Consider the following 14,338-nt stretch of genomic DNA (forward strand, 5'->3'; position numbering starts at 1 on the left):
AAGAAGACCGACAGAAATCCGAGCGGCAGCCAACTCGCGAGCGCCCACCGTCTCACGGTGCGACGACTCTTCCGGCCTCGATCGCCCAGCCGACCCGCACGGGCATCCCCACCTCTACCGGCGGCGCGCTGAACGAGGGTACGCTCAACACGATCTCTTTCCGCGCCGCGGTCGTAACCTGGTACCGGACGACCAGCCCGTTGTAGGCACGGTCGGTCAACGTGCCGGAGATCACGTTCGGCGGATCGTCCCCGCCGTTGAGGAGACGGAGGCGCTCCGGCCGCACCATCACGAGCACCTCTCCGCCGACGGCGCCGACCGGCGGAATGCGCAGCCGCATCCCATCGCCGGTTTCCACCACCGCGGCGTCCGGCTGATGCGCAACGACGCGGCCGGCGAAGAAATTCGCGTCACCCAGAAATTCCGCGACAAAGCGCGTGGCCGGGTGTTCGTACAGCGTTGCGGGGGCCTCGACCTGCTCGATGCGTCCGTCGCGCATCACCGCCACGCGGTCCGACAGGATCAGCGCCTCGGCTTGGTCGTGGGTCACGTACGCGACGGTCGCACCGGTCGCGCGATGGACGCGTCGCAGTTCAACCTGCAGTTCCTCACGCAATTTGCGGTCGAGCGCTCCCAGGGGTTCATCCATCAGGATCGCCGGAGGCGACGCGGCGAGGGCGCGGGCCACCGCGACCCGCTGCTGCTGGCCACCCGAGAGATGGCGGGGCAGGCGCTCGGCCAGCCCGCCCAGGCGCACCAACTCCAACAACTCGGCGACCCGCGCCCGGATGGCGGGGCGCCGCCACCGGCGCATCTCGAGTGGAAACGCGATGTTTTGCGCCACCGTCAGATGGGGAAACAGCGCGTAATGCTGAAAGACCATGCCGAGGTTGCGGCGGTATGGGGGCACCGTCGACACGTCGCGCCCCCCGATCACCACCCGGCCAGCCGACGGCAGGACGAACCCCGCCCACAACATCAGCGTCGTCGTCTTACCCGAGCCGCTCGGACCCAACAGCGTGAAAAACTCGCCGGGCGCTACGGTCAGCGATAGATTGTCGAGAACTGTAACGTCCCCGTACTGTTTCCTGACATTCAGCAGTACGAGGGCGGCCGCCTCCCCTACCCTTGGAGAAGCCAGGTCTGCCACCGCTTCGCCACCGCGTCGAGATGATCGGCCCACCAGTAGGCGTCCTCGTCGAACGACACCTTGAAGTGCTGGGGGCTGCTGACGAGCTTCTCCGCGTCCGCCTTCGTGACGTACCGGAACGCCCTCTTGTTCGTGGGACCGTAGGGAATGTACCGCGCGAGATCGGCCTGCACGTGCGGCTGGAGCGCGAAGTCGATGAAGTGCAGCGCGTTGCCGGCGTTCGGGGCTCCACGAACGATCGACCAAAACTGCTTCAACCGCATCGCCTGGTTCCACTCGATCGCGAGCGGCGCGCCCTTGTCGATCGGGCCTTGAATGCGGCCGTTCCAGATGTCCATCGCCACGGCCTGTCCGCTCTCCAGCAGCGCGGCGGATTCCGCGCCGGTCGTCCACCATTTCAGGATGGACTTCTTGATCCGGCCGAGCGAATGCAGCGCGCGATCCACGTCTATCGGATACAGTTTCTCCACCGGGACGCCGTCCGCGAGGAGCGCAAATTCGAGCGGGACGTCGCCGGCCTCGATACCCTCCAGGGACCGCGGGCCCGGGAAGCGCTCCACGTCCCAGAACTCCGCCCACGTCCTCGGATGGATTTTGGCGAAGTTCGTCGCGGAGTATCCGAGCACGGTCGCAAAGTAAATGTTGCCGACCATGTTCGGACGGCGAATCGGCGCGTTGAGATCGGAGGGATTGGTCAGCTTGAACTTGCCGTAGTCGATCGGAGCCAGCGCCTGCGCACGATCGAGTAGAATGGTCCCGCTCTCTCCCAGATCCAGGACATCCAGCTGCACGCTGCCCGAACGGACCATCGCCAGGACCTGGGTCTGCGTCGCGGGCACGGTGACCACCTTGATCCCGGTGGCCTTCGTGAACGGATCGAAAATCGCGCGGCGTTCGGCGTCCTCGTACGCGCCGCCGAGCGCGCGCACGATCACCTGCCCCGCACCGCCCTGCGCAAACGCCAGCGGAGCGATCCTGGAGGCCGCCGCTGATGCGAGCACACCTCCGGTGATGCACCCGCCCATACGAAGCATTTCCCGCCGCGACCATCCGCGATGTGGCATCTCAGTGCCTCCTCTACCCGCAATCGGATAGACTCGGTGTTCGACCGCTTGCGCCCCGGGTCCCGCCGGCGGCTACGAGTACCGAATGCGAGGATCGGCGACCATATACAAGACATCGGTCGCCAGGTTGACGAGGACGAACACGATTGCGCTAACTAGCCGGGGACCAACCCCGGGAGATGGGCCGCAACACGGGGTCGGCTAGCGCCGGCGGGCCGATGCCTTGTCCCAAGGGCCTCTCGGCGGCATATTCATCGCATTATGACGCTCAAATGTCGCGGGGTCATCCCCCTCACGCCGGAGGTAGTCGCTGCCCTGAAAGATCTCCGTGACGCGTTCACCCGAAAATTCGGGCGGCCGCCGGGACCGGACGATCCCCTCTTCTTCAATCCTGATGCCGACGCCCCGCGCCCTGTGCCGCTCGACCGGGCGCATCGAGAGACCAAGAAGCTCCTCGTCGCCTCCGGCGCTCCGCCGGAGATTATCTACGCGTTCGAGAAGACCGGCCGGATCGTGACGGAGCAGAACAAGCAGTTCCTCACCAAGGCCGAGATCCGGGAGTGGAAAGGAGCGATCCGGCAGTTCAGGCGGATTTCCTCTGGGGCCTGAACGCCGTCCCGTACGCGACAAAACCCCTAAACCGCTACCAGGCTGAAGCCTGGCGCTCTGCCCCGGGCAAGGAGCCCTGAGGCGGTTTTGGCTGCGCGCGTGCCCAAACCGCACTGCCCATCGTGGCGCACTAAGAGCGAGATTGGCTACAATTTGGCTACAGTAAGGAGTTGCGCACGATAGAAGACCCAGGGGAAACCACTGCAAAATATGGTGCCGGGGGACGGAGTCGAACCGCCGACACGGGGATTTTCAGTCCCCTGCTCTACCACCTGAGCTACCCCGGCACAGCGCGGCGCGGCCGAGACACAGTATAGCCCAGACGTTCTCGGCGGCACAAGGTTGGGCTGCGCGCCGGCCGCGATCGGCGACATCCGGCGGCGACGAGACCTCTCTCACGGGGTAAATACCGATCACCAGGGAGGTGGGGACGTATGCTCCGCGACAGGGAACTCGAGCAGTACCGTCGTGTAGTGGAAGAGGCGGTGGCGGGTACGGGCCGGGACGACATCGGTGTGGGGGCGGTGACGGAGGCCGAGGGCGGGAAGATCGCCGTCGAGTTCTCGCGCGGGACCCACACGTATCAGGCGGAGATTCCCGCCGCCGCGCTGCAGGACCACGGCGAGGCGCGCCGGACGATCAACACCGCGATTCTGAAATTGAGCAAGGAAGTCGCGCAGGAACAGTTGGAGAAGTCCGCGTCATAACGCCTGCGATCGCCGTCGCCAGGAGCGCGGGGCGGGTCCTCTGTGAGGACCCGCCCCGCCCGCGTACTACCGCATCCTTCCCCCGCCGCGGCTACTGGACCGACACCTCGATGCTGGCTGCGTCGGACTGTGCGCCGTTCACAATCTGCACCGCGCTGATGACGTACGGAAACGCGACCAGCGGAAACGACTGGAGGTTCAGCGACACCCGCCAGTTGCCGTCCGCGCCGGCCGTCGTCGTCGAACGAGCCGACTGGCCGGCCAGCCGCGGCTGGGCGGTCACGACGACGAGCGCCCCCGGCTGCGCCCGGCCCTGCACCGTGATGGTGCTGCCGACCGTCGCGCCGTTCCCCGGCGACGTGATCGTGGGCACCTTCATCGCGACCGGCACGGGCGCCGTGCTCGTGGGGATTGAGACGGCGACCTGGTACGCTTGATTCGTTCCCTGGACGACGTAGAATCGCGCCGCGCGGCCGTTCTGCAGCGCGCTGAAGTCCGACGCCTGCCCGTTCAGGGTGATCTGCGCATCCGGCAGGACGACATACGTTGTGCCGTTGGCGAGCGTCACCGTCCGGTCGCCGGCGCTCACGTGCGCGATGCGGCCCGCGGGGGACAACCGGTACGACGCCGTGATCTTCGTCGCCTGATTGCCGCCGCTGGTGTCAACGACCACGTGGTCGCCCGCCTTCAAAGTCCCGAGCGCCGCGGAGCCGCCGGCGTTCGTGTCGGCGTTGTAGCGATAGATCGCCGTCTGCGGCGTCACCGCAAACGTGTAGTCCTGCCCGTTGGAGCGCACGACGATCTGGGGAGTCTGCCCGGTGGACACGGCCATGAGACGGCCCGCGACCTGGCTGCTTGTCGCGACGGGCGGCGGCGCCGCGGCCGGCGCGCTGCCGCTGCTGCTGATCAGGATCGTCTGATTCGCCTCGATCCATTGGACGCCGGCGCCAAGCGCCTCGCTGATGAAGCGCAACGGCACCATCGTGCGGCCGTTGATGGTGAAGGCCGGCACGTCGAGCAGTTTTGGCGCAGTGTTGACGCGGGCCTGACGGGACCCGACGGTCAACTCGACGGTCTGTCCGCCGCGGACGGCGAGGATGTGCTGCGTCCGGGCGTCGTAGTCAACGGTAGCTCCGAGCTGCTCGAAGATGCCGCGCAAGGGCACCAGCACGCGGCCCTGGATGGCGGTCGGCGGCACGTCGAAGTTGACGGGACGGCCGTCGATGAACACCCGGATCAGCCCCTGCGCGCCCGCCGGCACGGGCGCAGCCATCGCGACGGCAACAGCCAGGAGGAGAGTGGCCCACAGCACGCGTTTCGTAGACATGGTGGAGTCTCACCGTCCTTGGTCGAGACGTACGAACATCTCAGCCGGCACCCCATAAGACAGCCCCCGGGCGGCTTCCCCGGGGACTATAACACAAAATTACCCGTCGCCCGGCGGCCTCAAACCCGTGCTCGACACCGCGCGCGCCTGTATCGAGAACGATTGCGGCCGGGCGGTGGGCTGGGAACGGAGCCGGATGGGTGGGAACGCGGCGCGACGATGTGGGGCTCGCGCGTCTGGATTTGGCGGGAGCGACGGGATTTGAACCCGCGATCTCCTGCGTGACAGGCAGGTGTGTTAAACCAGGCTACACCACGCCCCCGCGAACACTGGCGCCCCCGCCACCAGCCATGGTAGAGCCGCCGCGGTCCCCTGTCAACCGATTCACTGGGAAGGCCCCGGTAGGGAAACGCGCGCGCGTCGGGAACTAAGGGCAGCGTCAACGGCCTTCCTTGATTCGTCCCATCCGGCTGGAAAGGAGCGCGCCTACCGCCATGTGCAGGATTTTTTCGTGCGTCACCGCCTCACTCGTCCTTGTCGGTGCCCTGGTCGTGTCCGGTGGACCGATGGTCCCCGCGACGGCCGCCGGCGCGGGATTTCCGTTCGGCGTGGTTCTCGTGGGGCCGCATAACGACCATGGATGGAGCGAAGCGCACTTCATCGGCGCCCAATACGCGGAGCGCAAGGTGCCCGGCGCGCGGATGGTCTACGTCGACAACGTGAACCCCGCGGCCAAGCCCGGCGTCACCGTGCCGCAGGTGGTGGACGACCTCGTCTCCAAGGGCGCGAAGCTCGTCCTGACGACCTCGGACGACTTCAAAGACGGGACGCTCGAGGCCGCGAAGAGCCATCCGGAGCTGCCGATCATCAACGTCTCGGGCGATCAGGCGTGGCGGGCCGGCAAAGACTACAAGGCGCCCCCGAACGAGAGCAACTTCATGGGCCGGATGGAATACATGAAGATGGTCGGCGGCTGCGCCGCATCACTCACGACGCGCACCGGCAAGATCGGCTTCCTCGGTCCCCTCGCGAACGATGAGACGCGCCGCCTGGCCGATTCCGCCTACCTCGGCGCGCGGTACTGCTGACCACGTATCTCGGCCGGCGCGCGGCCGATCTCGCGTTCAAGGTGACGTGGATCGGCTTCTGGTTCAACATCCCTGGGCAGACGCTCGACCCGACCAAGGTCGCGGACGACTTCTTCACCACCGGCCACGACGTGGTGATCTCGGGAATCGACACGACGGAGGCGCTGGTCGAGGCGAACAAACTGGCCAAGGCCGGCCGGCACGTCTTCGCGGTGCCGTACGATTTCAAGAACGCCTGCGCGGAGGCGCCGGCGGTCTGTCTCGGCGTGCCGTACTTCAACTGGGGACCGGCGTACGTCAAGGCGATCAAGATGGTCCAGAGCGGCGCCTATAAACAGTACTGGGACTGGAACGGCCCCGACTGGACGAACATCAACGCCCCGGACACCTCGGCGGTCGGTTTCGAGAAAGGCTCCGCGCTCAGCGCGAGAGCCGGCGCCCGGCTGGACGCGTTGATCAGGGCCATGGGATCCCGGTCGGTCGTGCTGTGGAAGGGACCCCTGCGGCTGCAGGACGGTACCTCCTACCTCGCCTCGGGCCAGGCGGCTTCCGATCTCCAAGTCTGGTACATGCCGCAACTGCTGCAGGGGATGCAGGGCGCCGCGAGATAGTCTCTGCGCCCGCATCGCATTTCGCGTCCGATCCCGGCATGCGGGTCGAGCTCAACGACATCCATAAGTCGTTCGGCGCGGTCCGCGCGAACGACGGCATCACGCTCGCCGCCGAGCCCGGCAGCATTCACGGCCTGCTCGGCGAGAACGGCGCCGGCAAGAGCACGTTGATGAAGATACTGTCCGGGGTGCTCCAGCCGGACCGCGGGCAGATTCTCCTGGACGGCCGGCCGGTGCGGCTCGCGTCACCCGCGGCGGCGGTGCGCACCGGGATCGGGATGGTGCACCAGGATCCCCTCGACTTCCCGTCGCTGACCGTGCTGGACAACTTTCTGCTCGGCGCCCCCGGCGGCTTGGTCCCGGATCGCACGGGGGCGCGCCGGACGCTCCAAACCCTCGCCGCGCGATTCGGCTTCGCGGCCCATCCCGAGGCGCGCGGCGAACAGCTGACGGTCGGCGAGCGGCAGCAGATGGAAATCCTGCGCCTGCTCTGGCTCGGCGTGCGCGTCCTCATCCTCGACGAGCCGACGACGGCGATTTCCGCCTCGCAGCGCACACAATTGTTCGGCGCGCTGCGGGCGATGGCGGCGCAGGGCAACGCCGTCTTTTTCGTCTCGCACAAGCTCGAGGAGATCCAGGAGCTCTGCAGCCGGGTGACCGTCCTGCGCCGGGGCCGCGTTGCCGGCGAGGCCCCGGTCCCCGCCGAGACGGGGGCGCTCGTGCGGCTCATGTTCGGCCAGGAGATCCCTCGAGCGGCGCGCGCGCGGCCGGTGCTCGGCCCTCCGGTCCTCGAGATCGCCGGCCTGACCGTGAGCGATCTGCGCCTCAGCCTGGAGCGCGTCTCGCTCGAGGTGCGGGCCGGCGAGGTGGTCGGCCTCGCCGGGTTGGAAGGGAGCGGACAGCGGTTGTTCCTGCATGCGTGCGCCGGGCTGGTCCGCCCCATCGAAGGGCGGGTCCGCATCGGCGGCCGGGAGCTCGCGGGCCGGTCCTATCGCGATTTCCTCGCCGCGCACGTCGCCTATCTCCCGGCCGGGCGTCTCGGCGAAGGATTGGTGCCCGGGCTCACGCTGGCCGCGCACGTGGCCATCGCCGAGCGCCGGCCGTCACCGCTGGTCGACTGGCCGGGCGTACACCGCTCCGCCGCCCGGCGCATCCGCGAGTTCAACATCCGCGGCGCGCCGGAGACGGACGTCGGGGCCCTGTCCGGCGGCAACCAGCAGCGCGCGCTGCTCGCGCTCCTGCCCGACCGCGTCACGGTCCTCCTCATGGAGCACCCGACCCGCGGCCTCGATCTCGAGTCCGCCGAAGAGATCTGGCGGCGGCTCCTCGAACGTCGCGCGGACGGCACGGCGATCGTCTTTTCCTCGTCGGACCTCGACGAACTGCGCGACCGGAGCGACCGCATCGTCGTGTTCTCGGGCGGGCGCGTCGCCGGACCGATCGACGCGCGCGCCACGACGGTGGAACAGTTGGGCGAGCTCATCGGTGGGAGGCCCCTCTGATCGCTCCGTTTCCGGCCGGCCCCGTCCGCGCCGTAGGGGTTGCCGCCGCCACCCTGCTCCTCACGGCCGCCTTCGGCGCCGTGATCCTCCGGGTGCTGGGGGCATCGCCGGCGCAGGCCTACTGGCTCATCGTGAGCGGCGCATTCGGCCGGCCGGAGCGCGTCACGTTCGTCCTGGCGGCGTGGGCGCCGATTCTCCTCGCCGCGGCCGGCCTGCTCGTCACCTTCGCCGCCGGGCTGTGGAACATCGGGATCGAGGGTCAGGTGATCTTCGGCGCCATCTTTGCGGCCGGCGCGCTGCAGGCGCTGGCCCAGGTACCGCCGTGGGCCGCGCTTCTTCTCGCGGCCGGCGCGGCGGCCGTCGGGGGCGGCCTGTGGGCGCTGCTGGCCGGCGCGCTGCGCGCGTACGGCCGCGTCAACGAAATCTTCGGCGGCCTCGGACTCAACTTCATCGCCGGCAGCTTCACCGTGTACCTCGTGCTGGGCCCCTGGGCGCGGCCCGGCATCGCGTCGACGAGCGGGACGCTGCCGTTTCCACCGGCGCTGTGGCTCCCGAGTTTTCGGATCCCTCCGGTGGCCGTCCCGGTCGAAGTGCTCGCCGGGTTCGCGGCCACGGCGGCCGTGTCCGCCGCGCTGCGCGGCACCTATTTCGGCCTGTATCTGTCGGCGATGGGCAAGGGTCTGCGCGCGGCCGAACTCCGGGGCATTCCCACGACCCGTGAGATGCTCCGGGCGTTTGCGCTCTGCGGAGGTCTGGCGGGGCTGGCCGGCTTTGTCTTGATCGCGGGCGCGTACTCGCGTCACCAGCTTTTTCCGCTGATTTCCGGGGGCAACGGATTCCTCGCCATTCTTGTCGTCCTGCTCGGCGGGCGGAGTCCGATCGCGTGCATCCTGATCTCGGGCGCATTCGCGGCGATCTCGATGGGCAGTCTGCAGCTGCCGCTCGCGATGCAACTCGATTCGTCGATGGGCGCCGTCATCCAGGGCACCCTGGTGCTGTCCATGATTCTCGTGCGGGGCCTCCGGGCGGGGCTCGTGTCCAGGAGCGGCTGACGGATGGACCCGCTGCCGCTGGCCGCAGCGGTCGTGGCGGCCTCGCCCCCTGTCGTCTTCGCCGTGCTCGGCGAAACACTCGCGGAGAAGTCCGGCGTCATCAACCTGTCGCTCGACGGGTTGATACTCTTGAGCGCCATGGTCGCCTTCGCCGCCGCGCGGGCCGCCGGCAGCCTGCCGGCCGGCATCGCCGCGGCGATGGCCGTCGGCGCGGTCGCGGGCCTCGTCGTCGCGGTGGCGAGCCTCACGCTGCGCCAGCATCAGGTCGCGACCGGCTTCGTCCTGACGCTCCTGTGCCAGAACCTCGCTTATGTATTGGGGACGCCCGTGGCCCACGTGCCGGGGCCGCAGGTCCCGCACGCGCCGCTCCCGCTGCTCGGGCACTGGCCCATCGTGGGGCCGGTGTTCTTCGATCAGGATCCGCTCGTCTACCTGAGCCTGGCCGCGACTGCGGCGGTCTGGTGGTATCTGTCCAAGACCGCGCCGGGACTCGTCTTGCGGGGGGCCGGCGAGCAGCCCGCGGCCGCGCTGGCCCGAGGCATCAATGTCGTGCGCGTCCGCTACCTCTATACGTTGGTGGGGGGCGCGCTTGTGGGGCTCGGCGGCGCCGCGTTTTCCTTGGCCGTCAAACCTGGCTGGAGCCGTCCGTACGGCATCGAAGGCACAGGTTGGATTGTGCTGGCCATCGTCATCTTCGGCAACTGGGATCCGATCCGCGGGGTCGCCGGCGCCTACCTGTTTGTCCTGCTCCAGACGCTCGGGACCGCACTGCAGACCCTGATGCCCACCATCCCGACGCAGCTGTTCCCGACGCTCCCGTTCCCCCTCATGATCGCCGCCCTGCTGCTGGTGACCGTCGGAAATTCGGAGTGGATCCACCGCGGGCTCCACCGGCTCCCGGCCGGGACCCGGCGCCGGTTCCTCCGCGTGCTCCGCGCCCTGCAGTCGTCGCCGCCCGCGTCGCTCGGCGCACCTGTGGAGCCGGAGTAGGTCGGCGCGCCCCACCCGCCGAAAGCAGTCGTGCGCGGCTACGCGTTGCACACGCCATCTCGTGCCTCCGGAGGAACCGCCATGACGCTCGCCGGGATCTACCCGATCACACCCACCCCCTTTGACGAGCAGGGGCGGGTCGACACCGCCAGCATCGAGACCATGACCGCGTTCATGGTGCAGGCCGGCGTCGACGGTCTGGCGATCCTCGGCGTCATGGGCGAGGCCGACCGTCTCACGGACGCGGAGCGGGATCACGTGGTGGAGGCGTTCCGCCGCGCGCTCCCCGGCGGGAAGGCGCTCGTCGTCGGCGCCGGAGCGAACGGCACGGACGTCGCGATCGCCGCCTGCCGGCGGGCCGAGGCGCTGGGCGCCGACGCGCTGCTCGTCGCGCCGCCCCGCCTTCAGAACGACGGGGCCCTGTTCGGATATTACGAGCGCGTCGCGAAGGCGGCCACCGTGCCGATTGTGATTCAAGACTACCCGCCGGCGACCGGCGTGCTCATGGCGCCGCCGCTCCTCGCCCGGCTCTATATCGAATTGGAGCGGGTCAAGTACGTGAAACTCGAAGACGCGCCGACCGGGCCCAAGATGGAGCGGATCCGCGCGCTCGCCCCCGATCGGGGGTTCGGGATCTTCGGCGCCCTCGGCGGCGTCTACGCCCTCGAAGAGCTCGAGCGGGGCGCCGTCGGGATCATGAGCGGCCTCGCCTATCCCGAACTGCTGGTGCGGCTCTACCGGCTCCACCGCGCGGCGGACGCCGCGGCGGCCGCATCACTCTTCTACGACTTTGTGGCCCTGGCCCGCTTCGAGTTCCAGCCGGGCCTCGGCGTCTCGATGCGCAAAGAGATCCTCGTCCGCCGCGGAGCGATCCGCACGGCCACGGTGCGACACCCCGGCGCCGTCGCGGATCCCATCACCTTGCGGCAGCTCGACCGTATCGTCGAACACCTCGTCGCACGCGGGCACCTCGAACCCGCCGTGGCGCGCTGACCTGCCGGCCCCGGAGCCGAGTCGTGCCGGAGATGTGTGAGCTCGTCGTCCGCGGCCGGGTGGTCCTGCCGGAACGGATCATCGACGACGGCTACGTCGCGGTGGAGGGCGGGCGGATCGCGGCGATCGGCGTCGCGGCGGCCGGCTTACCCGGGGCGGCACGGACGGTGGCCGCGGGCGCTTCCTACGTGCTGCCGGGTGTGGTCGACACGCACGTGCACACGCGCAGCGAACCGGCCGAGGGCATCACGCGCTGCACCGAGGCCGCGGTGGCCGGCGGGGTCACGACGATCGTCGACATGCCCTACGACATGCCCGCGGCGGTGCCCGACCTCGAGACCTTCGAGCGCAAGGTCGAGGACGTCGGCACCGAAGCCGTCTGCGACGTGGCCCTGTACGGCACGATCCGGAAGGAGGGCGGCCTCGACGCGATCGAGCCGCTCGCCCGGGCGGGCGCCTGCGCCTTCAAAGTGTCGACGTACGAGTCGCATCCGGTCCGCTTCCCGCGCATTCCCGACGGCGAGCTGCTGGAGGCGTTTCGCCGCATCGGGGCCACCGGGCGGCTCGTCGCGGTGCATTGCGAGAACCAGGACATCATCGACCGGGCGATCGCCCGCGCGCGCGCGGCCGGCGACACCGGCCCTCTGGCCCACGGCCGCACCCGGTCGCCGGTGTCGGAAACCGAAGCGGTGAACCGCGTCCTGGAACTCGCCCGCCACGCGGACGTCCGCGTCCACATCGTGCACGCCAGCGTGACGCGGTCGTTCGATCTCGTCGAGCGCTACCGGGCCGAGGGTGTGCGGGCCACGGCCGAGACGTGCATCCAGTACCTGGTCCTCGACGAGCAGGCGATGGAACGGCTCGGCCCGCTCGCCAAGATCAACCCGCCGTTGCGGTCGCGCCGCGACGTGCAGGGCCTCTGGGCGTATCTCGCCGCCGGGCGGATTGATCAGGTCACCTCCGATCACGCGCCCTGGGCGCTCGCGCAGAAGCGGGACCGCGCCGACATCTTTGCGAGCTCCTCCGGCGCCCCCGGCGTGGAAACCCTGCTGCCGCTCCTGTATCATGCCGGCGTCGCCGCGGGACGCGTCTCGATGCTCGACCTGGCGCGGCTACTGGCGGAGCGGCCGGCAAGAACCTTCGGGCTGTTCCCGCGCAAGGGCGTGCTCGCGCCGGGCTCCGACGGGGATCTCGTCATCTTCGATCCGGATGCGACCTGGACGGTCCGCGGGGCGGAACTCCACAGCGGCGTCGGGTGGACGCCGTACGAAGGGATGGAGCTGCGCGGCCGGGTCACGCACTCGTTCGTGCGGGGCCGGCCGTCCTACGAGCAGGGTCGCGTCGTCGCGCGCGCCGGCGACGGGGTGTTCGTGCGGCCGACGGGCGAGACCGCGCCTCCGGTCTAGGCGCCCTGCCCGGCCGCCTCGAGCCGCCGGTTCAGATCGCAGGCCGCGCTGATGAGGGCGATGTGGGTGAGCGCCTGGGGAAAATTGCCGAGGTGCTCGCCGCGCCGCCCCAGTTGCTCCGAGTAGAGTCCCAGCGAGTTCGCATACGCCAGGTTCTTTTCGAACAAGAGCCGCGCCTGTTCGATGTCGCCGGAGCGCGACAGTGCTTCGATGTACCAGAACGAGCACGTGTTGAAGGTGCCCTCGTGTCCGCGCAGACCGTCCGGCGCCTGTTCGACCCGGTAACGGTACACGAGCGAGTCGTCCACGAGGTCGTGCTGGATCGCGCGCAGCGTGGAGAGCCAGCGCGGGTCGAGGGGACTCATGAATCGCACGAGCGGCATCCGGAGATTAGCGGCGCCGAGGGCCGAGGATCCTGTGTGCTGCACGAACGCCTGGCGCTCGGAACTCCAGAAATCGTGAAACATGCTGTGGTAGATCTCGTCGCGGATGTCGCGCCACCGGCCGACCGGCGCCGGATACGAACGGCGGCGGGCCAGCCGCAGGGCGCGGTCCAGCGCCACCCAGCACATCAACCGGGACTGGCAGAACTCCTGGGCGCCTCCCCGGACTTCCCAGATGCCCTCGTCGGGCCGACGCCAGTTCTCACACACCCACTCGATCAGCCCGGTCAGGGCCTCCCAGAATACGGACGAGATGGGCGCCACCGACTTGTCGAAGAGGTACACGCTGTCGAGCAGCTCGCCGTAGATGTCCAGTTGCAGCTGGCGGTAGGCATCGTTGCCGATCCGGACCGGATGCGAGTCCCGGTAGCCCGTAAGGTGCGGGAGCGTCACCTCGGTGAGGTCGCGGCGGCCGTCGATGCCGTACATCGTCTGCAAGGATCCGTCCGGATTTGGGTCCTCGCACCGCTGCACCATCCAGCGCATGAACGCCGCGGCCTCCTCCGTATAGCCGAGATGGAGCAACGCGTAGATCGTGAACGACGCGTCTCGGATCCAGGTGAACCGGTAGTCCCAGTTGCGCTCCCCGCCGACCATCTCCGGCAGCCCGAAGGTGGGGGCGGCCACGATGGAGCCGAATTCCCGGGACGTGAGCAGTTTCAGGGCCAGGGCGGACCGGTTGACCGTCGAGCGCCACCGGCCCCGATACGTCGAGCGCGCACCCCAGCGGCGCCAATAGTTGAGCGTCTCTTTGAATGAGCGGGACACGTAGCCACGGAGGTCGGCCCGCGCGGCCTCGCCCGGGCGCGCCTCTTCCAGGACGAACGCGGCGGTCTTCCCGGCCGCGAGCGTGAACTCCGCGACCGCGTCGCCGTTCCGGACGCCCAGCGGCACGTCGGCCCGCAGCCGGAGGGCCGGCAGATGGTTGGCCTCGGGGGTGAACACGACGCCATCGTCCGTCGCGACCGCCCGATGGGCGGCGCGGGCGTGATCGAATCTGGGCGCGCAGACGAGGCGATACCGAATCTCGCCCAGCACGGTCTTGGCGCGGCGAACGAGCTGCGGCGTGCCGCCGGCCGTCTCGAGGGGCATGAAGTCGGAGATCTCCGCCACGCCCTCGTTGGCGAGAAACCGGCTCAGCAACACGTTGGAGTCCGGGAGGTAGAGCTGGCGGTGCCGGGCGTCTTCGACGAGGGGGGTGATGGCGAACCGGCCGCCTTTCTCGTCGTCGAGCAGGGCCTGAAAGACGGACGGCGAGTCGAACCGCGGAAAACAGAAGAAGTCGATCGATGCGTCGGTCCCGACGAGGGCGGCCGTCCGGAGGTCGCCGACCACACCGTAACTCTCGATGGGGAGGTATCCCATGCCCTGTATTGTCCCCAAAGGGCCGGGAGGG

13 protein-coding genes and 2 tRNA genes are annotated in these 14,338 nt (G+C 69.1%); 9 read left to right on the top strand and 6 right to left on the bottom strand.

Translation table 11 applies throughout. The features are described from left to right. Nucleotides 1–52: 52 nt before the first annotated feature. On the bottom strand, nucleotides 53–1,150 hold the full coding sequence (locus VGZ23_09165) for an ABC transporter ATP-binding protein (protein HEV2357763.1): 1,098 nt from the start codon (nucleotides 1,148–1,150) through the stop codon (nucleotides 53–55). Continuing rightward, a complete protein-coding gene (locus tag VGZ23_09170) occupies nucleotides 1,123–2,214 on the bottom strand; it encodes a polyamine ABC transporter substrate-binding protein (GenBank protein HEV2357764.1) in 1,092 nt (363 codons plus the stop codon). The genes VGZ23_09165 and VGZ23_09170 overlap by 28 nt, the downstream gene beginning before the upstream one ends. A 261-nt stretch (nucleotides 2,215–2,475) precedes the next feature. Between VGZ23_09170 and VGZ23_09175 the strand changes: the two genes are divergently transcribed. Next, the gene (locus VGZ23_09175) at nucleotides 2,476–2,823 is read left to right on the top strand and encodes a hypothetical protein (protein HEV2357765.1); all 348 of its coding nucleotides are present in this window, start codon (nucleotides 2,476–2,478) and stop codon (nucleotides 2,821–2,823) included. 211 nt (nucleotides 2,824–3,034) lie between these two features. Here VGZ23_09175 and VGZ23_09180 read toward each other — a convergent pair. Next, nucleotides 3,035–3,110: transfer RNA gene (locus VGZ23_09180), tRNA-Phe, on the bottom strand. Between the two features lie 147 nt (nucleotides 3,111–3,257). Here VGZ23_09180 and VGZ23_09185 point away from each other — a divergent pair. After that, nucleotides 3,258–3,530 (top strand): hypothetical protein, encoded by a 273-nt coding sequence (locus tag VGZ23_09185; GenBank protein HEV2357766.1) that lies wholly within the window; start codon nucleotides 3,258–3,260, stop codon nucleotides 3,528–3,530. Nucleotides 3,531–3,621: 91 nt separating this feature from the next. On the opposite strand, the gene VGZ23_09190 is transcribed toward VGZ23_09185, so the two are convergent. Together VGZ23_09190 and VGZ23_09195 are read right to left on the bottom strand one after the other, a co-directional pair. Beyond that, nucleotides 3,622–4,857 carry a copper amine oxidase N-terminal domain-containing protein gene (locus VGZ23_09190; GenBank protein ID HEV2357767.1) on the bottom strand — a complete coding sequence of 412 codons (1,236 nt, stop codon included), beginning with the start codon at nucleotides 4,855–4,857 and terminating at the stop codon, nucleotides 3,622–3,624. Between the two features lie 243 nt (nucleotides 4,858–5,100). Next, nucleotides 5,101–5,179, bottom strand: a tRNA-Asp gene (locus VGZ23_09195). Nucleotides 5,180–5,423: 244 nt separating this feature from the next. Here VGZ23_09195 and VGZ23_09200 point away from each other — a divergent pair. From VGZ23_09200 to VGZ23_09230, 7 genes are all read left to right on the top strand, one after another. Next, on the top strand, nucleotides 5,424–5,945 hold the full coding sequence (locus tag VGZ23_09200; GenBank protein HEV2357768.1) for a BMP family ABC transporter substrate-binding protein: 522 nt from the start codon (nucleotides 5,424–5,426) through the stop codon (nucleotides 5,943–5,945). 41 nt (nucleotides 5,946–5,986) lie between these two features. Further along, a complete protein-coding gene (locus VGZ23_09205) occupies nucleotides 5,987–6,556 on the top strand; it encodes a hypothetical protein (protein HEV2357769.1) in 570 nt (189 codons plus the stop codon). A gap of 38 nt (nucleotides 6,557–6,594) precedes the next feature. Beyond that, nucleotides 6,595–8,058, top strand: a complete 1,464-nt coding sequence (locus VGZ23_09210; GenBank protein HEV2357770.1) for an ATP-binding cassette domain-containing protein — start codon at nucleotides 6,595–6,597, stop codon at nucleotides 8,056–8,058. An 80-nt stretch (nucleotides 8,059–8,138) separates the two neighbouring features. Then, nucleotides 8,139–9,110 (top strand): ABC transporter permease, encoded by a 972-nt coding sequence (locus tag VGZ23_09215; protein HEV2357771.1) that lies wholly within the window; start codon nucleotides 8,139–8,141, stop codon nucleotides 9,108–9,110. Between the two features lie 3 nt (nucleotides 9,111–9,113). Then, entirely contained in the window at nucleotides 9,114–10,100 is a 987-nt protein-coding gene (locus tag VGZ23_09220) for an ABC transporter permease (protein ID HEV2357772.1), read from the top strand. Nucleotides 10,101–10,181: 81 nt separating this feature from the next. Next, entirely contained in the window at nucleotides 10,182–11,093 is a 912-nt protein-coding gene (locus tag VGZ23_09225; protein HEV2357773.1) for a dihydrodipicolinate synthase family protein, read from the top strand. 32 nt (nucleotides 11,094–11,125) lie between these two features. Continuing rightward, entirely contained in the window at nucleotides 11,126–12,499 is a 1,374-nt protein-coding gene (locus VGZ23_09230) for a dihydroorotase family protein (GenBank protein HEV2357774.1), read from the top strand. Here VGZ23_09230 and VGZ23_09235 read toward each other — a convergent pair. Continuing rightward, on the bottom strand, nucleotides 12,496–14,307 hold the full coding sequence (locus VGZ23_09235) for a glycoside hydrolase family 15 protein (GenBank protein HEV2357775.1): 1,812 nt from the start codon (nucleotides 14,305–14,307) through the stop codon (nucleotides 12,496–12,498). The genes VGZ23_09230 and VGZ23_09235 overlap by 4 nt on opposite strands. Nucleotides 14,308–14,338 lie beyond the last annotated feature (31 nt).

The organism is bacterium, from assembly GCA_035945995.1.
Taxonomy (GTDB): domain Bacteria; phylum Sysuimicrobiota; class Sysuimicrobiia; order Sysuimicrobiales; family Segetimicrobiaceae; genus DASSJF01.